The 20,620-nt window shown below is 31.2% G+C and carries 20 protein-coding genes; 17 read left to right on the top strand and 3 right to left on the bottom strand.

Annotated elements, in window-relative coordinates:
* Positions 1-8: 8 nt before the first annotated feature.
* The 3 genes from SSABA_RS01205 to SSABA_RS01215 are packed head-to-tail and all read left to right on the top strand — an operon-like array spanning position 9 to position 2,976.
* A complete protein-coding gene (locus tag SSABA_RS01205) occupies positions 9-1,499 on the top strand; it encodes an MFS cation transporter (RefSeq protein ID WP_025250774.1) in 1,491 nt (496 codons plus the stop codon).
* Positions 1,500-1,501: 2 nt separating this feature from the next.
* Complete coding sequence (locus SSABA_RS01210) at positions 1,502-2,362, top strand: aldose epimerase family protein (protein ID WP_025250775.1); 861 nt, start codon at positions 1,502-1,504, stop codon at positions 2,360-2,362.
* The gene (locus SSABA_RS01215) at positions 2,356-2,976 is read left to right on the top strand and encodes a hypothetical protein (protein WP_025250776.1); all 621 of its coding nucleotides are present in this window, start codon (positions 2,356-2,358) and stop codon (positions 2,974-2,976) included. The genes SSABA_RS01210 and SSABA_RS01215 overlap by 7 nt, the downstream gene beginning before the upstream one ends.
* On the opposite strand, the gene ispG is transcribed toward SSABA_RS01215, so the two are convergent.
* Together ispG and SSABA_RS01225 are read right to left on the bottom strand one after the other, a co-directional pair.
* Positions 2,973-4,043, bottom strand: a complete 1,071-nt coding sequence (gene ispG / locus SSABA_RS01220) for a flavodoxin-dependent (E)-4-hydroxy-3-methylbut-2-enyl-diphosphate synthase (protein WP_025250777.1) — start codon at positions 4,041-4,043, stop codon at positions 2,973-2,975. The two genes, SSABA_RS01215 and ispG, sit on opposite strands and share 4 nt — an antisense overlap.
* An 86-nt stretch (positions 4,044-4,129) precedes the next feature.
* Positions 4,130-4,930, bottom strand: a complete 801-nt coding sequence (locus SSABA_RS01225; RefSeq protein WP_025250778.1) for a GNAT family N-acetyltransferase — start codon at positions 4,928-4,930, stop codon at positions 4,130-4,132.
* Between the two features lie 136 nt (positions 4,931-5,066).
* Between SSABA_RS01225 and guaA the strand changes: the two genes are divergently transcribed.
* The 10 genes from guaA to SSABA_RS01275 all read left to right on the top strand — a co-directional run bounded on the left by guaA (position 5,067) and on the right by SSABA_RS01275 (position 14,396).
* Positions 5,067-6,608: a glutamine-hydrolyzing GMP synthase gene (gene guaA / locus SSABA_RS01230; protein WP_025250779.1), complete on the top strand. Its 1,542-nt coding sequence runs from the start codon at positions 5,067-5,069 to the stop codon at positions 6,606-6,608.
* Between the two features lie 4 nt (positions 6,609-6,612).
* Positions 6,613-8,079: an IMP dehydrogenase gene (gene guaB / locus SSABA_RS01235; protein ID WP_025250780.1), complete on the top strand. Its 1,467-nt coding sequence runs from the start codon at positions 6,613-6,615 to the stop codon at positions 8,077-8,079.
* Between the two features lie 79 nt (positions 8,080-8,158).
* Positions 8,159-9,010, top strand: coding sequence for a hypothetical protein (locus SSABA_RS01240; RefSeq protein ID WP_025250781.1), 852 nt, complete (start codon positions 8,159-8,161; stop codon positions 9,008-9,010).
* Positions 9,011-9,024: 14 nt separating this feature from the next.
* Positions 9,025-9,771 carry a segregation and condensation protein A gene (locus SSABA_RS01245; protein ID WP_025250782.1) on the top strand — a complete coding sequence of 249 codons (747 nt, stop codon included), beginning with the start codon at positions 9,025-9,027 and terminating at the stop codon, positions 9,769-9,771.
* A 23-nt stretch (positions 9,772-9,794) separates the two neighbouring features.
* A complete protein-coding gene (gene scpB, locus SSABA_RS01250) occupies positions 9,795-10,358 on the top strand; it encodes an SMC-Scp complex subunit ScpB (RefSeq protein WP_025250783.1) in 564 nt (187 codons plus the stop codon).
* 3 nt (positions 10,359-10,361) lie between these two features.
* A complete protein-coding gene (locus SSABA_RS01255; protein ID WP_025250784.1) occupies positions 10,362-11,138 on the top strand; it encodes a pseudouridine synthase in 777 nt (258 codons plus the stop codon).
* A 57-nt stretch (positions 11,139-11,195) separates the two neighbouring features.
* Positions 11,196-11,822, top strand: a complete 627-nt coding sequence (locus SSABA_RS01260) for a deoxynucleoside kinase (protein ID WP_025250785.1) — start codon at positions 11,196-11,198, stop codon at positions 11,820-11,822.
* A 109-nt stretch (positions 11,823-11,931) separates the two neighbouring features.
* Positions 11,932-12,648 carry a YebC/PmpR family DNA-binding transcriptional regulator gene (locus SSABA_RS01265; protein WP_025250786.1) on the top strand — a complete coding sequence of 239 codons (717 nt, stop codon included), beginning with the start codon at positions 11,932-11,934 and terminating at the stop codon, positions 12,646-12,648.
* Between the two features lie 34 nt (positions 12,649-12,682).
* Positions 12,683-13,480, top strand: a complete 798-nt coding sequence (locus SSABA_RS01270; RefSeq protein WP_025250787.1) for a hypothetical protein — start codon at positions 12,683-12,685, stop codon at positions 13,478-13,480.
* 100 nt (positions 13,481-13,580) lie between these two features.
* Positions 13,581-14,396, top strand: coding sequence for a Pr6Pr family membrane protein (locus tag SSABA_RS01275; RefSeq protein ID WP_025250788.1), 816 nt, complete (start codon positions 13,581-13,583; stop codon positions 14,394-14,396).
* Positions 14,397-14,459: 63 nt separating this feature from the next.
* Here SSABA_RS01275 and SSABA_RS01280 read toward each other — a convergent pair whose 3' ends face one another.
* Positions 14,460-15,818, bottom strand: a complete 1,359-nt coding sequence (locus SSABA_RS01280) for an FAD-dependent oxidoreductase (RefSeq protein ID WP_025250789.1) — start codon at positions 15,816-15,818, stop codon at positions 14,460-14,462.
* Positions 15,819-15,960: 142 nt separating this feature from the next.
* On the opposite strand from SSABA_RS01280, the gene SSABA_RS01285 reads away from it, so the two are divergent.
* The 4 genes from SSABA_RS01285 (at position 15,961) to SSABA_RS01300 (ending at position 20,620) form a co-directional block, all read left to right on the top strand.
* Positions 15,961-16,944, top strand: coding sequence for a lipoate--protein ligase (locus tag SSABA_RS01285; protein ID WP_025250790.1), 984 nt, complete (start codon positions 15,961-15,963; stop codon positions 16,942-16,944).
* Positions 16,945-17,197: 253 nt separating this feature from the next.
* Positions 17,198-18,307, top strand: coding sequence for a pyruvate dehydrogenase (acetyl-transferring) E1 component subunit alpha (pdhA, locus tag SSABA_RS01290; protein WP_025250791.1), 1,110 nt, complete (start codon positions 17,198-17,200; stop codon positions 18,305-18,307).
* A complete protein-coding gene (locus SSABA_RS01295) occupies positions 18,307-19,296 on the top strand; it encodes an alpha-ketoacid dehydrogenase subunit beta (protein WP_025250792.1) in 990 nt (329 codons plus the stop codon). Before pdhA ends, SSABA_RS01295 begins: the two co-directional genes overlap by 1 nt.
* 16 nt (positions 19,297-19,312) lie before the next feature.
* On the top strand, positions 19,313-20,620 hold the full coding sequence (locus SSABA_RS01300; protein ID WP_025250793.1) for a dihydrolipoamide acetyltransferase family protein: 1,308 nt from the start codon (positions 19,313-19,315) through the stop codon (positions 20,618-20,620).

Here is a 20,620-nt window from a genome sequence, read left to right on the forward strand (position 1 = left end):
TGAAGTTAATGTTAAACAACTGAGATTTACTAATTTTAAATCCCATTTTAATTGTTTTCTCCTTAATCTCAATTTTTTTTATGCTTGTTAAGGAGAAATCAAGTTTCAAAACTAAACTAATTTACTTAGAAATTTTTGCCTTTTGATTTGGAGTCGGATTGATAATTGGTGTAATCACAAATTATTTACAGCCAAACGGAATTTTTAAAAAGAGCTTACCATTTGCGATTTTATTATTTTTTGGAATTAATTTTATGGCAATAATTTTTAAACCACTAGCAACTTTTATTACAGGCAAAATTAAAAATCGTCGTTTATGGTTTTGAATCGCAAATATTACAATGCTATTGTCTATTATTTTTTTAGTAATTAATTTAAAAATTTTAGATCAAATAAATTACCTTCTCTTATATTTAACACTAATACTCACTGGTTTTTCACTTTCTGCAAACACAATTCATTATTTAATTGTAAATGAGCAAACCTATTACCGATTAAATCCAATTGGTTCAACAATTACCGTCTGCGTTGTTATGTTGTTTGGAAATTACTTAGCGAGTTATTTAGTAAGTTTTTCAGATTTATTTTATAACAAAAAAATTGAGACGATCGCAATTATAATTGCGATCATTATGGTGTCTTGTTCGCTAGGTCTATCTTTTATCAAAAAGGAAAACAAAAATCTTGTTGGAAACTTTTCAATTGAAATTAGAAATGAGTTAGGACAATTTAAAATAATTTATTTAGTTTACTTGAGTTTTTTCACTTTTATGATTATGATCATTTCAGAAATTTCAGGGGGTATTTTTTTAGAAGAGTATTTAAAACTATTGTTACTGAGCAACAAACAGAACTCCAGCTCACAAACTTTTTTGTATTTGAGAATAATACGAATATCTCATTACATTCCTCAAATTTTACTTGGATATTGAATATATAGATATATAGTTCCTCAAATTGGCTATAAATATCACTTTATGACAAGTCTGCTTGTGATTTCAATTTCATTGTCAATTATTTGTTTCACCAAAATACCTTTACTGATTTTAATATTCCAATTCATTATTACCTTGGCAATTGCCCAAGTTTTCTATGGACTTTTTGCTCTTTCAGTAATGTGGAACTACCGAGCAGTAAACATACCAGTAACAGGAATCGTTGGTTCGGCAGGAATTTTAGCGATTTATATTTGTGATGGGGTTTTCAAAACTCTACAAAATAATCACGCGGGAATTTTTAATTATGATAACTCCATAAGTAGCTTAATGATAAATCCACAAATTGACGCTTTAAAAAATACATACAGCGATGTTTGAAATGTTGTTATTGCAAGTATGGTCGGTTTAAGCTTATTAATGATTTTAATGTTTTATTTTACAATTGATAAAGTTTTAAATAATTATAAAAATATTAATGAGGCAAATTTAACAATGAAGACTTTAGAGCGCAAATCGCTGATTAATAAGTTAGAACAAAGAATTGTTAAAAAAGGAGAATAAAAATGTATAACTTGAATGCAAATAATATTAATTTAATAATTGACACCACAACAATGGAAATTAGAAGTTTAAAATTAAGGGGCGAGGAATTTACATATCAACATACCAACAGTTGACAAAAAAATTGACCATTCCTATTTCCGATTTGTGGAACACTAATCAATAATAGTTTTTCTCACAATGGAAAAATCTATAAATTAAATCGTCACGGATTTTTTAGAGATTTAAAAGAATGAAACATCATTTTTGAAACTGATGACATGGTTAAGTTTGCAACTCAAAGTAACCAAAGATTTCTTGAAATTTATCCATTCGAATTTGAAATCGTATTTACATTTAAAATTGTAGAGAACACTGTAATAACAAATTTTGAAGTTAAAAATTTATCAAGTGAAAATATGTATTTCAGTTTTGGATATCATCCAGCTTTTTTGGTTGAACAAAATGGTTGATTGGAATTTTCAACCCCTGAGTTATTCTATACAGATAATACTAACATGCTTTATTTAAATAGAAATCCAAAGGAGAAATTTGCTTTTGACAAGGTCGAAATTAAAGATATAAATTTTTCCGGATCGCAATTTTATTGAAATCAAAATCTTCAAAGTGATTTTGTCACATATAGTGATAAAAATAAAAGTTTTAAACTAAATTTAAAGGGTTACCCAGTTTGCCTATTGTGATCAGAAGAAAATAAAGCGGACTATATTTGTATTGAACCGTGATTTGGTAGCGCTGATTTTGCCGATAGAAAAAATAACGAAATTTCTTTGAAGGAAAACATAATTAAATTAGAACCGTTAAAAATTTGAAAAGATGAATTCAAAATTGAGCTTTTTACTAAGGAGGACTTCTCTTGCTAAAATTAAGAAACCCAGAAATAGCTAAAATTTTTGACAATCACCATTTTTTAGATGAAGACTGTCAAATCGATAATCGAGTTGCTGTCGATTTTTGAAAATACTTAGCAGATCAAAAAATTAGTTTAGAAATTGACATCTCACAATATTTAGAGCTTTTGGAAATGTCAGCAAAATTAAACAAAAGAAATAAAATTATTCAAGGAGACTTATTTATTTTAAAGGAGCCATTACTATTTGGTGAGAGTTTAGTGAACCAATTAGTAGAAGCAATTTCAAAAACAATGTTCTTCGCACTAGATCAACAGCTCTCTGAAAATGCAGAATATAAAGATTTTCTAATAGAAAATTTAGAGAATAAGGATGTATGCCAAAAAAACCATCTAAAATTAATAGAAATTTTAAAATGACTTGATAATGAAATTATAGTTAATCAAGATCTTTTAAAGGGAATCCCTAGTAATTATCAAATTTCAAATTACATTCTTCAAGCCGATATTAACAGCTCTGTTACGTCGTGAGTATCTGAGAGAATTGCGATTTTAAAATTTCAAAAACTGACTTTTACAATGATTTATGAAAGTCACAAAAAAATCTTAGTCATTTCAACAGACTAAGATTTTTTAAATTCTTCAAATGCTTCCAAAATAATCTTTTTTAATTCGGGCACCAATTGATCTTGGCTAACAGTTTTATAAATCTTACCCTTTTTAAATATAATACCGCCTTTATTGCCCCCAGCAATTCCAACATCAGCATGACTTGCTTCTCCAGGACCATTAACAATACATCCTAAAATAGCAACCTTAAAGGGAAATTGGAGTGGTTCAACGAAGTCCTCGATTTCCTTAACGACTGGATTCATATCATATTCAATTCTTCCGCAGGTGGGGCAAGCAATGACCTCAACAATGTTAGAAAACAAACCCAAAGCATTTAATAGTCTTTTGCAAACCTTTATCTCACTTACAGGATCTTCGCTTAAGCTGATTCTAATTGTATTACCTAGGCCTTGCATTAGCAAGTGTCCTAATCCAAAACTAGATTTAATAGCCCCGTTGAGAAGGCTTCCAGCCTCAGTTATTCCTAAGTGAGAGGGGTAATTTCAGCGCTGAGCCGCTAGTTGGTAAGCTTCAATCGCCATTAAGGGGTCGGTTGCTTTTAGTGAATATATAATATCTTTAAAATTCATTTCCTCTAATATTTTAATGTGTTCACTTAATGATTCAACCATGGCTTGGGCTGTTCAACCTAATTTAGCAACAATTTGCTTTGGCAAACTTCCAGAGTTAATACCAATTCGAATTGGAATTTTCTTTTCGCGACATTTTTCCACCACAGCAATGGTATTTTCCTTTATCCCAATATTTCCAGGATTAATTCTAATTTTTGCAACTCCTGCATCTGCGGCCATTAGCGCAAATTTATAATTAAAGTGGATATCTGCAACAATTGGTAATTGTGATTTTTGTACTAGTTCTTGTAAAGCCTCAGCGTCATTAATTCCCAAAACAGCAACTCTTACAAGTTGGCAACCCTCATTTGCAAGTTGCTCAATTTGTTCTAAAGTTGCTTTAATATTATGAGTTTTAGTGGTTGTCATTGATTGTAAAATTACATTATTATTACCACCAATTTGATAAGGACCAACCTGAACTGCTAATGTTTGATTTCTTAAAAACATAAAATCACCTTTTCTCAAAAATTTTATCATATTTAAAGATATTATTTTGTAGCAATCAAAAAAATAGTAGCATTTTGAAAATACTACTATTTTTTAATTTTGTAAATCATTAAATTTAATCCAGTTCTCTCAAATCCCATTTTCTCATAAATTGGGAATCCATCCTTGGTGGATACTAAAAGCAATTTTTTAATTCCTTGCTTTTTGGCGGTTAAAAATAAATTGTTTAAAACCACTGATGCCAAACCTTGCCCTCGCATTTTGCTATTAACTGTAATATCATCAACAACTCCATAGTTATTCTCAAAATAAATATTTCCGGTCGCCACAGCCTGATTGTTATGATAAACAACAATTAAATGACAAATTTTTTTGACTTTATTTAATTCAACTAGCGCTTTGTACTTTGTTGTATCAATTACTCCGCTTCCAAAACCATCATCAATTTGTTTTTTAAATTCTTCTAAATCTTCTAATTCGACGTTTTTTAAAGTAAATCCAGTCGGAATTTTGATCTCTTTTAAATAGGCTTTTTCTAAATCCATTACCATCGCTTTATATTTAACATCAAAGTAAAGACCAAGATCTTGAAATTGATTTTCTTGCAATCTTTGGTCTTCATCAATCATTACGTATACTAGATTTTGGTCAATTTGATTATATTTCTTGATAATCTGAATTGCTAGTTCCTTATCTTCTTCGGCCTTTCATAAATGAGAGTACAAAAAGTTAATTTTTAAATCAGTTCTACTTGAATCAACTTCAATAAAATTACCTTTTTGGTGTTCAACGATTTTTATTAAGCCGTTATTAAGATTAATATCATTATTATATTTAATGAAATTATTGACTAAAATTTCATTATTTTTGTTTTTTAATTTAAACATTTTATACCTCCAAAATCATAATAACACAAATTATTTTACAACCTAATTTTAAAAATAAAATAAATATGGGATTATCTTGTTAATAGCAAATTATTATAATATAATTTTAAGAATATTAATTACTTAAGGAGCCGCAATGAAAGAAACACAGATAGTAATACTAGATTTTGGTAGTCAATATACACAACTTTTGGCTCGACGTATTCGTGAGAATAAAGTTCTAGCAGAAGTTCTTGATTTTAGAACCTCGGCCAAAGCAATGCAGAATTTTCCAAATTTAAAGGGAATTGTATTATCAGGGGGTCCTTCAAGTGTCTATGAAAACAAAGCCTATCAAATTGATAATGACTTTTTTGATTTAGGTTTACCAGTCTTGGGTGTTTGTTATGGAATGCAATTAATGACTTCAGTTTATGGAGGAGTTGTAGAATTAGCTGACCATCAAGAATTTGGTAAAGCTAAATTATATCTAGATGATTTTGATAATAAACTTTTCAAAGATGTTCCAAATGAAAAATTGGTTTGAATGAGTCACGCTGACCACTTAACCAAAATGCCCAAAGATTTTATTAAGTTGGCGCACTCAGATGCTAGTGTAGCTGCAATCAAACACAAAAATAAAGATTTTTATGGGATTCAGTTTCATGCTGAAGTAACCCATTCAGAATTTGGAAATCAAATGATAAAAAACTTTATTTTTGATATTTGCCATGCAGACCCAAACTGAGAAGTTAGTGCCTTTATTAATAAAGCTGTTGCCGAAATTAAAGCTAAAGTTGGAAATGATGAAGTAATTCTTGGCCTATCTGGGGGTGTTGATTCTAGTGTAGCTGCAGCATTAATCTCAAAAGCAATTGGTTCTCAATTAACTTGCATCTTTGTGGATACAGGCTTATTAAGAAAAAATGAAGCGCAAAAAGTTTTAAAAACTTATCAGGATAACTTCAAAATGAAAATAAAATTAATAGATGCTTCTAAGCAATTTTTTACAGCCTTAAAAGGAGTAGCCGATCCAGAAACTAAGCGTAAAATCATTGGTAAGCAATTTGTAGAAGTGTTTAATAGTGAAGCTAAGAAATTAAAAAATGCCAAATGACTTGCTCAAGGGACAATTTACCCAGATATTATTGAATCTAGTTCTCCAGATCATGCCTCAAAAACAATAAAGTCCCATCATAATGTTGGAGGACTTCCTGAAGAATTAGGATTCAAATTACTAGAACCAATTCGCGACCTATTTAAAGATGAAGTAAGAAAGGTTGGAATCAACTTGGGAATTCCAGCTTCAATGATTAATCGTCATCCATTCCCTGGACCAGGATTAGGGATTCGTATTATTGGAGAAGTAAGTCAAGAAAAAGCAGACATCCTAAGAGAAGTTGACGATATCTTTATAAATGAATTAATAAAAGCTGATTTATATAATAGTGTTGATCAAGCATTCGCAGTATTGCTCCCAGTTAAAACAGTTGGAGTAATGGGGGATAATCGTACTTATGAGTACCTTGCAAGCCTAAGGTCGGTTAACACAATTGATTTTATGACCGCTTCAGCATCACACTTGCCATGGGAATTTATTGAAAAAGTCGTAACTTTAATAATCAACAATGTTGATCATGTAAATCGTGTGGTTTATGATGTAACTTCAAAACCGCCAGGAACAATAGAATGAGAGTAGCCAAATGACAGATAATCTAAACAATAAAATTGTAGCAACGGGAATCACTTTTGATGATGTCTTGTTAATTCCAGGAAAGAGTGACATCACTCCTAGCGAAGTTAATTTGCAAACTAAATTGACAAATAAGATTACTTTAAATATCCCATTTATTTCAGCAGCAATGGATACAGTGACAGAGTCAAAACTGGCAATTGCAATTGCTCGTGAAGGTGGAATTGGTATAATTCACAAAAATTTAACAATTGAAAAGCAAGCTGGAGAAGTAGAAAAAGTTAAAAGAAATGAATCTGGTTTCATTAATGATCCGATCACAATTCCCAAAACTACTACAATTGCTGAAGCCGATCGGTTAATGGGTTATTATCGAGTTTCAGGATTTCCTGTAGTTGATAATCAAGGGTTATTAATCGGAATTATTACAAATCGTGATATTGCAGCAGCTCAATCGTTTGATGACTGTGTTGATACGGTAATGACCAAACAGAACATTATTACAGCAAAGCCAAAAATTTCTTTAGATGAAGCTAAAAAAATCCTTATTCAAAATCGAATTGAGAAACTCCCTATTGTTGATGACAAAAATAAATTGGTTGGTTTAATCACAACCAAAGATGTTAATAATCGCAATGATTACCCAAATGCTTGCAAAGACTTGCAAGGAAGACTTTGTGTTGGAGCAGCCGTCTCAACAGGAGCAGATACTCTAGCAAGAGTTGATGCTCTAGAAAAGGCTGGTGTTGATGTCATTGTTGTTGACTCAGCTCACGGACACAGTAAAGGGGTTTTGGAAACGGTTGCTCAAATTCGTAAACAGTTCCCAAACTTAGAAATTATCGCTGGTAACATTGTCACAAAAGAAGCGGCCCAAGACCTAGTTGCCGCAGGAGCAAACACTGTTAAGGTCGGAATTGGACCGGGAAGTATTTGTACAACTCGAATTGTAGCCGGAGTTGGAGTGCCTCAAATTAGTGCAATTAATGACGTCTATTCTTGATGTGTTAAAAATAACATCCCAGTTATTGCTGATGGGGGAATTAAATATTCAGGTGATATTGTTAAAGCAATAGCGGCTGGAGCAAACTGCGTAATGCTTGGAAGCATCCTGGCAGGAACAGATGAAACCCCAGGGGAAGCTCTAATTGTAAATGGTAAAAAATATAAGACTTATGTTGGAATGGGAAGCATTGCTGCGATGCAACGTGGAAGTAGCGATCGTTATTTTCAAAAAGGGGCTAAAAAATTAGTTCCTGAAGGAATTGAAGGTCGCGTGGCCTTTAAAGGCGCTGTTAGTGACGTTATTTTTCAATTAATTGGTGGATTACGTGGAGGAATGGGCTATACAGGTTCTAAAAACATTATTGAGCTTCGTGATAAAACCAAATTCATAAAAATAACCAATGCTGGGTTAAAAGAATCTCACCCCCATGACATTGAAATAACAAAAGAAGCCCCAAATTATAATTTATAGTTGAAGTTTCGCAACGTATTTAAATAAGTTGTGAAACTTTTGCTTTGATAGTCTATAATTTAATTAGAGGGCAATTTAAATGAATAAAAACTATAAAGAATTTATGGACTTAAAAACTTTAAATGACTATTTGACAGGAACACCGATTAATTCTGAAAAGTTCAAAGAAGTGATTAATGGTATTACAGACTTTGTTGATGAAAAAATTTTCAAAGACGATGAAATGGTATTTCAACTAACAGAAATTAGCAAAACTAGTGGTCGAGATTTAGCGATAATTTTTAAAAATAAATTTGAAATTGAAAGTGATTTGGAATTAATTTTTAATAATTTAAACTACTGTAAAGAACTTTTAGAACGCTGTTTATTTCAAAAAACAATATTTTTCAATTTTATGATTTTCACAGAAGTCAAATCAATGGTAAGGTATTATTTGGAAAAATCATATCGCTATGATTCGTTAAAAAATTATCAAAAATTGTTTAAAATTAACTCTGTTGAATTTCACGAGCAAAACGAAATGTTTAAGTACTTATTCTCAATCTTTGATAAACTTGTTTATATTATAAGTCATTTAAACGAGAAATATTTCAAAAATAACCCAATTGACAATAAAGAGTTATCACTAAAATTTTTTATTAATTTTGGTGAGGAATCAAAAAACTTTACAAAGTCTTCAAAAAACTTTGAGCAATTAAATGATAAAATTAATCAGATTCGCCGTTCGAATGCATGACATTATGTCAGAAAACTACGCAATAATTTAGAGCACGACTTTGCTGACCCTTCTTCGCAATATAATATTAATTTTTCAATCTTATTATTATTTATCGTTGTTGCAAGGTGCTTGCTTTTAATAAACGAACATTTTCAAAGTGATGCTGAAATAAATGAGCTTTTAAGCTATCGCTCTAAAAAAATTCAAAAATAATTTAGGAGGAAACCATGAAAATTTGAAATGAAATAAAATTGGATAATTTTACTGGTCCCTTAGACTTATTACTCCATCTTATTAAGGAGAAAAAAATCGGAATCTTAGAAGTTAATTTATTAGAACTTTCAAATCAATATATTGATTACATTAATTCTTTTGTAGAATTAGATGTTGAAATTGCCAGTGAATATCTAGTTATGGGAGCCTACTTATTAGAACTAAAATCAAAATCTTTAATTCCGCGAGAAGAAGTGGTAATTGATGAGGATTTTGAAGAAAATCAACGAACAAAATTATTGGGTCGTTTGGTGGAATATCATAAAATAAAACAAACCTTGGATTTTTTCAAGGAAAAACAAAATGAATATTTCAAAAGTCATTCTAAACCCAAATCAGTTATTAAAGTTGTAAAAGTTGATGACGATAGTTTGCCACTAGCGCCAATTAATATTGATTTAGATAAGTTTGCAAATATTTTCTTAAAAATTATAGAAAAAAATCAATTGCAAAATCCAGAAGTTAAAACCATCACTAGAAAAGATGTTTCTCCTGAATTCATGAGTTCTCAGATCATCAAAATTTTGGAATCAAACCCATCTAAAACTTGGAAGCTTGAAGAATTTTTGCTGGTGCAAGATTTGTCAATTCAAATGCTTGTTGCAAGTTTTTTAGCAATTTTGGATTTAGCCAAAAGCCAAATTCTTTCAATTAATCAAGTTGGTGAAGAAATTGAAGTTAAGTATATTCAAAAAAATTAATAAAATGAAAGTAGGTATAAAAAATGACTAATGAAAAAATAATGGGAATTATTGAAAGTATTTTATTTGTTAATGGTGATGAAGGAATTAGTGAAGACTATATTCATCTTATTTTAGAAAATCAAAGTGCAGCCAAGATTGCACAAGCATTACAAGGACTTCGAGAAAAATACCGCAATGATTTGTCATGTGGATTGGATATTCAAAAATTCGCAGGGAATCGCTACCGAATGGTAACTAAAAAAGATAATCACGATTATTTATCAAAAATGACCAATATCAAAACAGAATCTAAGCTATCAAGCGCTTCAATTGAAACTCTATCAATTATTGCTTATAAAGGTCCGATTTCTCGACCGGAAATAGAACAAATTCGTGGGGTTGGATGTGATGCAATCATGTACAAGCTTAAAATCAGAAATTTAATTAAAGAAATGGGTAAATCAGAATTACCGGGGCGCCCGATGCTTTATGGAATAACAAATGACTTTTTGAAGCTTTTTAATTTGAATAGTTTAGAGGAACTGCCAGAATTACCGGGAGCAAATTTAGAAGATGATGCTGATATTTTCAGCAGGGAGCAATAAAATATGGCACAAGAACGCTTACAAAAGATTATTGCTAACCGAGGATATGCCTCAAGAAGAAAGGCTGAAGAATTGATTGAAGCTGGAAAAGTTCGTGTCAATGGAAATGTAGTTACTGAGTTGGGTACTAAGTTTGAAACTGATGTTGAAATTATTATTTCTGGCAAGGAACTATTAACTGGGGGAGAGAAGGTTTATTTACTGTTCTATAAACCTAGACTAGTTTTGACAACAATGAAAGATCCAAAAAACCGACCAACTGTTGCTGATTACTTTAATGATTTTCCTGAACGAGTTTATCCGGTTGGAAGGCTGGATTATGATGTTTCTGGACTTCTAATTATGACCAATGACGGTGATTTTGCAAATTTTGTTATGCATCCCCGTTACGAGTTCACTAAGACTTATCAGGCACTTTGTAAGGGCAAGGTTTCTAAATTTCAAATTAAGCAACTTACCAGAGGTGTGGTAATTGATGATGATTATAAAACAAAAGCTATTAGTTCAAGGCTGGTTAAGTTTGATGAGGAAAAAGATGTTTCAATTGTTGAACTCAAAATTGCAGAAGGCCGCAAACACCACGTTAAAAAAATGCTTATCGCAGCAGATATTTTTTTAACAAAATTGAAACGTACAAAAATTGAGTTTTTGGAAATTGATGATTTGACTCCAGGACACTATCGACCATTAAAACCGCATGAAGTTAAGCAATTTTATGGAATCTTTACAGCGGTTCGTCGAAAAAATGATAATGATTCTTTGAAAAAAAATAATTTTTAATTTAACTAAATCAAATATAAGTTATAATAAAAAAACAAGTAAAGTGAGGAATAAGTTATGCGAATAGCACTATTTGGAACTGTTGGAGCTGGTAAATCAACAGTGTCAGAATATATTAGTAAAAAGATTGGTCACGAAATTTTCCCAGAACCAATAGATAATAACCCTTATTTTGAGGCTTATTATGAGGATATTAAAAATAATGTCTTTAAAATGCAAATTTTTATGTTGGCAGCAAGAAGTAAGCAACTTAAACAAGCTCAACAATTGAAGAAAATAATTTTTGACCGTACAATTTTAGAAGATCCAATTTTTATGCAAGTAAACCACGATTTAGGAAACGTAAATGATGTTGATTTTAAGACATACAACGATTTTTATGAAAATGTAGTTTTGCAAACATTATCAATTCCAGATGAACGAGTTAAATTTGATATTATTATTTATTTGAAAGTTTCAACAGATAAGGCGATTGAAAGAATTAAAACCCGCGGAAGAGATAGCGAAGGGTTAATGGATCGTGACTATTGAGATGCATTAAATAGACGATACAACGATTTTTATCAACTTCATAAGGATACTTTCCCGTTTTTCGTCGTTGATGCTGAAACAGATGACATTGAAGCAAAAATGGAAATCATTATGAATGAAATTTATAAAAAAGATCCAAGCCTTAAACCATAATCAATCTAGCATAAAGTTTTAACAACTAATGCTAGATTTTCTTTTAGTTTTTGATTTTTTTAAAAATAATTATATAATAAATTAGTATAAGAAGAAAGTAGGAATAACAATGGGTCGAGCACACGAAGTTCGCAAAGCTGATATGGCAAAAACAGCCGCAATGAAGTCTGCGATTTATGGGAGAGCAGCAAAAGAAATTTATATGGCAGCCAAACAAGGGGGAACAGATCCTAACGCAAATTTAGCACTGAGAAGCGCAATAGATAAAGCTAAGTCAAAACAGGTTCCAACCGATACCATTGAAAGAGCAATTAAAAAAGCGGCTGGAGTTAGCAATGAGTCATTTTTGTCTAATCGCTATGAAGGATATGGTCCAGGAAATGTTGCTATAATTGTTGATTCGTTAACTTCTAATGTTAATCGAGCAATTGCAGAGATTAAGGATGTTTTTAAGAAAAATGATGGCAAAATTGGGGTTTCTGGCTCAGTATCTCACATGTTTCAAGCAACAAGTGTTTTCGCTTTTGATTCGTTTACTACAGAAGAAATTTTGGAAAAACTAATGGAACTTGATATTCCAGTAAATGACGTCTTTTCACAAGAAGAAATGACCTTTGTTTATGCTCCTTTTGCTGCTTTTAATCAGGTGCGCCAAGCATTAGACAACATAGGAGTTAAAGAATACAAAATCGCTGAAACAACAATGCTTCCAAATGATGAAGTTCAAATAACAGATGTTGACAAAAAAGCAAGTTTTAATCGATTAATTGATCGTCTGAATGAATTAGAAGATGTCCAAGAGGTCTATCACAATTTCACTGAGTAACTTTTATTATTAAGCCTTGATTGGAGATGAATATATGTCATCAGTTTATCATGTAAATTTAGTTTTAATTATTACTGTTATCTCAACTCTAGTGGCTCTATTTTCAATTCGCTTTTATTTTTCTAACTACTATAATAATTTAAAAGTTCCAATAATAAAATCAGCAGATATTAATATTGCAAGTTCAAAAATCAATCAAATCATTAAAGAGTTTCTATTTTACAATAAATGTTCAGAACTTCAAGTTATTTACGAAAATCAGGCAAACTACATAAAAACTTTTTCAGGTCTTGATAGAAAAAAGAAAATAATTTATCTTCCAAAAATACAATTTAATTCTGTTGGATACGAATTGGATTATATTTTGGGGAGAATTTGAGTAGCGTGCAGGCTTTATAAAAATAATAATAATATAAAATATTATCGTTCAATCACAACTACGTTTCCTTTATTTTTTAAGATTATTTATTATTCAAGCGTAGTTGCCACTATTTCTTTTTTTATTTTCTGACAACTAGCTCCTATTTCAATCAAAGAGAATGATTTTTTAATTTTTCTTCAAAACTATCCTGTGCTACCTTCAACTTCGCTAGCAGCATTTTTAGGGATAATAATTTTATTTTTAATCAGTCAAAAGTCGAAAAGTAATTTGGAGGATTTTTATGAAATGGAAATGACAGAGTTTATTAAGGATAATTTAATAGGTTATAAAGAAGATTACTTAGCCGCTAGAGTATATTCTAGATCTATCCCTTACTTATTGACACCAATTTTTCGAACTTGAAAACAAGTTGAAAACCAAAAATTTTTAGGACCATTCAATATTATTTAGTATAATAAACTTATATAAAAAATTTACAAAATCAATATTTCTTAGCAATTGCATTATTTTTAAAGTAGTACAATTGTTTTTATTTTTCTAAGGAGGTTTTATGAAATTTATTCTCTATTTAAAAAAGAAATTCAAGGTAATTTATTGCTTATTTTGAGCGGCAATCCCTCTTATTGTAATATTAGTTCAATATTTTACTGATTTAATATTTATTAGAGAAATAAAGATTGAAAAAACTGGTGTGCAGTTATGACTTTTAGGTTTTGATTCAAACGGCCGAGCCTTGTTTGACTATGAAGGTTATTCTATAAATTTCTTTTCTTTTTTTACAATCCAAACTAATATTTTTGTGATAATTTGATTTTTATGCGCTCCTTTCTTTGAATCAAGTTGAAAAAGACCAAAAATATTAAGGAGAGATTTTACAATCATAATTGCTTCAATGATTTCAATAACTTTTTTTATTTTTTGATTATTTTTATTTCCAATAAATTTGCCTTTAAGTCCAATTATCTGGATTAACAGTATAATTCTACATTTTTGTTCCCCGGTGGCAATGCTTCTTTATTTGTTTATTTGATACGATCCTCGTCTAGTTAGAACAACTAAAAAGTTTTTAGCAGCAGATTTATGAAAAATTTACATTTATCCATTTATTTATTTAGCTTATTCTTTAATCAGAGGAGAATTCTTGTTTTTAGCCAATAAACATCCTTCAATACAATATCCATACTTTTTCTTGAATATTCATAGCCCTCAACCACTAAAAGAAATTGCAATTTCTGGGGTTGGCTGACTTTTCATAGTAGGTTCTATTATTTTTATAATTTTGAGTTCTACAGCGATTTTGTATAATTATTTACTAAACTTAAGAGTTATTAATTGCAAAAAAAGCAAATTAAAAGCGATTGCTTAACAATCGCTTTTGTACTAATTATTTTCTTGAATTTTAAACCCGAACCAAGATATCGTATTAAATCTATTTTTTAAAGTAATTTAATCCTAAAACTTCAAGTCCAGCTAAAGTGATAAAGTTGTATGGTTTATTAAAGTGTGGTAAGAAGAATATATCAACTAGAGGTAGCTCATCGATTGTCAACCCTTTTTGAATTGCAAGTGAGAACATATACATAACTTCAGTATGATTAACTTCTGAGGCAATCTGGGCACCAATTATTCTGCGACTTTGTTTTTCTCAAATTATTTTTATTCAAACTTTATTATAGGTTTCCATAAATTCTGGTCTGTCATTGTCGGAGAACATGATGCAGTCATAATCAATGCCATCTGTTTTACAGGCGGTTTCGCTCATTCCCACTCCTGCTAGATTCCAACCAAAGACTGAAATACCATTAGCTCCTGCAAATCCTTGTGAAGGTAGTTTATTATTATTTGTAATATTCAATGCAGCAATAATTCCTGTTCTAACAGCGGTTGTTGCTAAGGCAAGGTAAGATTTTTTACCAGAAGCTGTATTGAAAACTTCAACGGAATCACCAACTGCATAAATATCTTTATTTGAAGTTTGCATAAATTCGTTTGTTATAATTGCGCCATTTTTTGCTAAGTCAATTTTTCCTTTAAACATTTCTGTTTCGGGTTTGAAACCAACTGCTCAAATTACCATATCTACTTCATAAGTTCCTTTATCAGTAACTACGTGAGTCACTTTCCCGTCCTTACCTTCGAATTTTTTAACCCCTTCGCCAAGTTTTAAATTAACTCCAATTTTTTTCATTTTGGCTTCAACCATATCTGTAAATTCTTGGTCATAATATCGGGGCATAATTCTATCAGCTACGTCAATTAGTGTAACCTCTTTATTGTTTGCGACAAAAGCATCTACTAATTCGATTCCAATGTAACCAGCGCCAACAACAGCAATTTTTTTAATAGCTTTATTATCGTTAGCTTCCTTAATTTTTTGTCCGTGTTGGAATATTTTAACAACATTAATTCCATCTAATCTGATTCCTTCAATTGGGGGAATGATTGGTCAGCTTCCGTTAGCAATAATTAATTTATCATAAGAATCTTCAAAAATATCTCCGGTAGTCAAATTTTTAATTTTGACAACCTTTCTTTTTTCATCTAAGCCGATCATTTCATGTTTCATAAAAACATCGATATTTTCGCTTTTCAAAATTTCTGGTGATGCATAAAATAAGCCGCTTTCATCCTTCACGTCACCTTTTACTCACAAAGCAATTCCACAACCTAAAAATGAAATGTTGTCATTTTTGTCATAAGTAACGATTTTCATATCTTTGTTTGTGCGTCGCAAAGTTCTTGCAGCGGTAGTTCCGGTGTGATTAGTACCAATAATAATAGTTTTCATCCTGTATATCTCCTTTAGTGATTTCAACACACAATTATTTTATCATTAAAATACAATATTTTCCGTAAGGTTAATTCTTTTTAGAAAAAATTATTACATTTTAGAAAAATAGTGATAGAATTCTATTATGAGGGGGGATAAAATGCTTTTTTTTAACAATACCTCAGTGGATCCATATTACAATTTGGCACTAGAAGCCACGCTATTAGAACGCAAAACAGAAGAAATTATTTTTATTTTATGACAAAACGATAATACAGTCGTGGTGGGAAGGAACCAAAATACCTATCAGGAAATAAATCAGTTAAATTGTTTTAGCGACAATGTAAAAGTGGTTCGACGAATTTCTGGGGGTGGCGCCGTTTATCATGACTTAGGCAATTTAAATTTTTCGTTTATTTTGAATGCAAATGATGATGAAGCCAAAACTTATGAAGTCATTTTAAAGCCGATCGTGAAGGTTTTAAATAATATTGGAGTTTCTGCAATCTTTTCGGGGAAAAACGATATTATTGTTAATGGTCAAAAAGTTTCAGGCAATGCCCAACACCGTCAAGGGAATCGACTCTTGCATCATGGTACATTAATTTTTAATATGAATTTAGAATTAATTGGTAAGTATTTAAATGTTGATGAATTAAAAATCAATGCAAAAAAAATTCAGTCAGTAACAGCTCGAGTCGCAAATATAAAAGATTTTGTGAGTCCAGATATTACCATTGAAATTTTTAAAGAATTGCTAGTTGCAGAAGTTTCAAAAACTCTTGAAAAAATTCAACTTACCGAATCAGAATTGAGGCAAATTGAGATTTTACGTAATGAAAAATTCATAACAGATAAATGGAATTTTCAAGAAAAAGAAGCTTTTGATTATAGCAACAAAGCCTACTTAGAGAATAAAGGGCTAATTGAAGCCAATTTAAATATTCAAGACTCTAAAATAATAAAAGCTAAATTTTATGGAGATTTTTTAGGAAGCCAGGGAACTGCCGAAATTGAAGACTTATTGAAGGGTTTGGAATATAAAATAAGTACAATTCAAGAAGTTTTGAATGAAGAAATAATTAAAAAAGTTTTTGGAGAAAATTTTACCAAAAGTGAAATCATCGAACTTTTATTTAAGTAATTATTATACAAAAGATAAAACTCTTCGTATAAAAAAAAGTAAGCATTCAAAATCTCAAAAAATCCAGCCTGAATCTAAAAATTTAAAAGCGGTTGTTTTAGAAGTAGACGATTTTAAAAAAAATTCAAATGGTCATCAAGAAGGTTTACTCACTAGTGAATCAAAAACAGAAGTACAAATTATTAATCGCATAGAATTTATGCCAAAAAAAAATAAAGAAAAAAATGCAACAAATGTTGAAAAGGAGCAATCAATGAAGTTTTTTGAAAAATATGACTCGTTTAAAAATCAGCGAGTTGAAATCCTAAACGAGGAAGGTAATGTAATTCATGAAGAATTACGTTCAAAAGAATTAACCGATGAAAAAGTTTTAGAAGCTTATAAAATTATGAACCTATCTAGAAATCAAGATGACTATCAAAATAAGATGCAAAGACTAGGAAAAATGTTATCATTTCTTAGTTCAACTGGCCAAGAGGCTACAGAGGTTGGCTATGCAATGCAAGTGAAAAAAGGTGCTGACTGATTTGTTGGTGCTTATCGAAATAATGCAGCTTGGCTAACTGCTGGAATTCCAATGCGCAATATTATGTTATACTGAGCAGGAAATGAAACAGGAAATATTGCTCCAGAAGGAATTAATGTTCTTCCAGTTAATATTCCCATTGCAACACAATATTCTCAGGCGTCGGGAATTGCATTTGCGGAAAAATATAAAAAAACTAAAAATGTCGTTTTAACAACTACAGGAGATGGAGGAACTAGCGAAGGTGAATTTTATGAAGCTATGAACTTTGCAAAACTCCACGAGGTCCCTTGTGTTTTTATGGTTGAAAATAACAAATGAGCTATTTCAACGCCACGTTCAAAAGCTACAAAAGCCCTTAATTTTGCTATAAAAGGGGTTTCTGTTGGCATCAGAAATGTAATAGTTGATGGTAATGACTTATTTGCCGTTTATTCTGTTGTTGAAGAAGCGATTAAGCTCGCAAGAGAAGGTAAAGGTCCAAGTCTAATAGAATTTGATACATACCGCTTAGGGGCCCATTCTTCATCAGATGATCCTAAAGTTTATCGTCCAGAAAAAGAATTTCAAGAAGCTTTAACTCGCGATCCACTAATTAGAACTAAAAAATATTTAATTTCCAAAAAAATATGAAGCGATGACTTACAAAAAAAATTAGATTTAGAGCAACAAGAATTTATTAAAAAAGAATTTGAATGAGTTTTAGCAAATAACAAAGTTGAACTAGAAGATATTTTCAAATACAATTTTGAAACAATGCCAGATTTATTAAAAGAACAATATGAAGAGGCAAAAGCTCATTTTGATAAACACGGTTATGAAAGAGGGGGTCACTAATGGCTGCATTAAACAATATCCAAGCTTTAAATCACGCTTTAGAGTTAGCAATGAAAAAAGATGAAAGCATCATAATTTATGGAGAAGATGCTGGTTTTGAAGGTGGGGTTTTTAGAGCGACTGTTGGATTACAAGAAAAATTTGGAGAAAACCGAGTTTTTGATGCACCAATTGCTGAAGCTACTCTTGCAGGACAAGCGATCGGAATGGGAGTTGCTGGAATGCGTCCAATAGTTGAGATGCAATTTGAGGGATTCTCACTACCAGCTTTCCAAAACATTTTTGCTCATATTGCAAGATTTAGAAATCGTACTAGAGGACGTTGAACTTGCCCAATTGTTATAAGAATGCCAATGGGTGGAGGAATACGTGCTTTAGAGCATCATTCAGAAGCTTTGGAAGCAATGTTTGCACACTGTCCAGGATTAACAGTCGTTATTCCTTCAACACCATTTGATACAAAAGGTTTGTTATTATCAGCCATCGAATCAAATGACCCAGTAATTTTTTTAGAGCCAACTAAAATTTATCGTGCATTTAAACAAGAAATTCCAGATGAGTATTATACCTTGCCCCTAGGAAAAGCCTATACAATCCAAGAGGGTAACGATTTAAGCATTGTAACCTATGGTGCCCAGGTAATGGATTGTGAAAAAGCTGTTGCAGCATATCAAAATGAAAATCCCAATGCAACAATTGAGTTAATTGACTTGCGTACAATTCAACCCTGAGATAAAAAAACTATTGTAGAGTCTGTCAAAAAAACAGGAAGGTTGCTAGTTGTTCATGAAGCTGTCAGATCATTTTCGGTTTCCTCAGAAATTATTGCTAGCATTCAATCTGAATGTTTTGAATACTTAAAAGCCCCGTGTGCTAGAGTAACAGGTTATGATATTATGATTCCATTTGATGCGGGAGAGTACTTTCATCAACCAAATGTAAATAAAGTTCTAGATAAAATTAGAGAGACAATTGAATTCAAATTCTAATAAGAGAGGTAAAAAAATGTTTAAATTAAAATTTGCAGATATCGGAGAAGGACTAACTGAAGGAACTGTTTTTAAAGTTAATTTTAAAATCGGGGACAAAGTTGAAGAGGGTGATGAATTATTTACTGTTGAAACAGATAAAGTCACAGCAGAAATTCCCGCACCAGTTTCTGGTATTATTAGCGCCGTAAATATTAAAGAGGGTCAAGTTATCAAGGTTGGTGATGTTGTTATTGAAATAGATGACGGCTCAAATGCAGCAGCAACTCAAACACCAGTTGTTATTGAATCAGCACCAAATAAAGCTCCAATTGAAGAAGGAGCATCTGTTGTTGGGGCGGTCCCAATTTCCAACGATTTAATTAAATCTCGAACTTTGGAAACCAAAGAGACAACTCCTTCTAATTTGGATATTCGTATTACACCATTAGCGCGAAAAATGGCTGTTGATAAAAAAATTGACTTAAGTAAAATTGTTGGAACTGGCCCTTATGGCAGAATCTTAGTGGAAGACTTAAAAATTGCTACAAATAATCAAAATAACTTAGAAAATGTTGCATCAGTCACAACTCCAAGTAAAACTCCAGAGCAAAGTGTTTTTGTTCCAGAATTTGCAAGCGTTGCTTCAAATGAGGTAGTTCGTAAACCAATGTCGGGAATCCGCAAAGCAATTGCCAGAGCAATGGTGAATTCAAGCACCACAATCCCAGCTGTTACTTTGACAAAAACTGTTGATATTTCTAAAATTGTCAATTTAAAAAAAGACCTTAAAAATTCTATTTTAGGAGAAGCATATAAAATAACATACTTACCACTAATTGTCAAAGCAGTAACCACTGCCTTACAAGAGTTCAATAATATTAATGTTAGTCTTGATGGAGATGATATTTTAATTAAAAAATTTTTTAACATCGGAATTGCTGTTGATACAGAACGTGGTTTAGTTGTTCCGGTTGTAAAGTCAGCTAATTTAAAATCAGTTTTGCAAATTGCAACTAATATTCGTGATTTAGCTCAAAAGGCTAAAACTAACACCTTAACCCCTGATGATATGAAGGGTGGTACTTTTACAATTACTAATTTTGGTTCAGCAGGAATTGAATTTGGAACTCCAATTATCAACTTTCCAGAAGCTGCGATTTTAGGGGTTGGAACAATTGTTGAGCAATTAGGATTTGGTGACAATGACGAAATCATTAAAAAATCAATGCTGCCATTATCAATAACAGTTGATCATAGAATAATTGATGGTGCAGATGGTGGTCGATTTTTGAGTAAAGTAGCCCTTTTGCTAGAAAACCCTTTAGCATTATTAATCAACTAG

This window comes from Spiroplasma sabaudiense Ar-1343, from assembly GCF_000565215.1.
Classification (GTDB): domain Bacteria; phylum Bacillota_I; class Bacilli_A; order Mycoplasmatales; family Mycoplasmataceae; genus Spiroplasma_B; species Spiroplasma_B sabaudiense.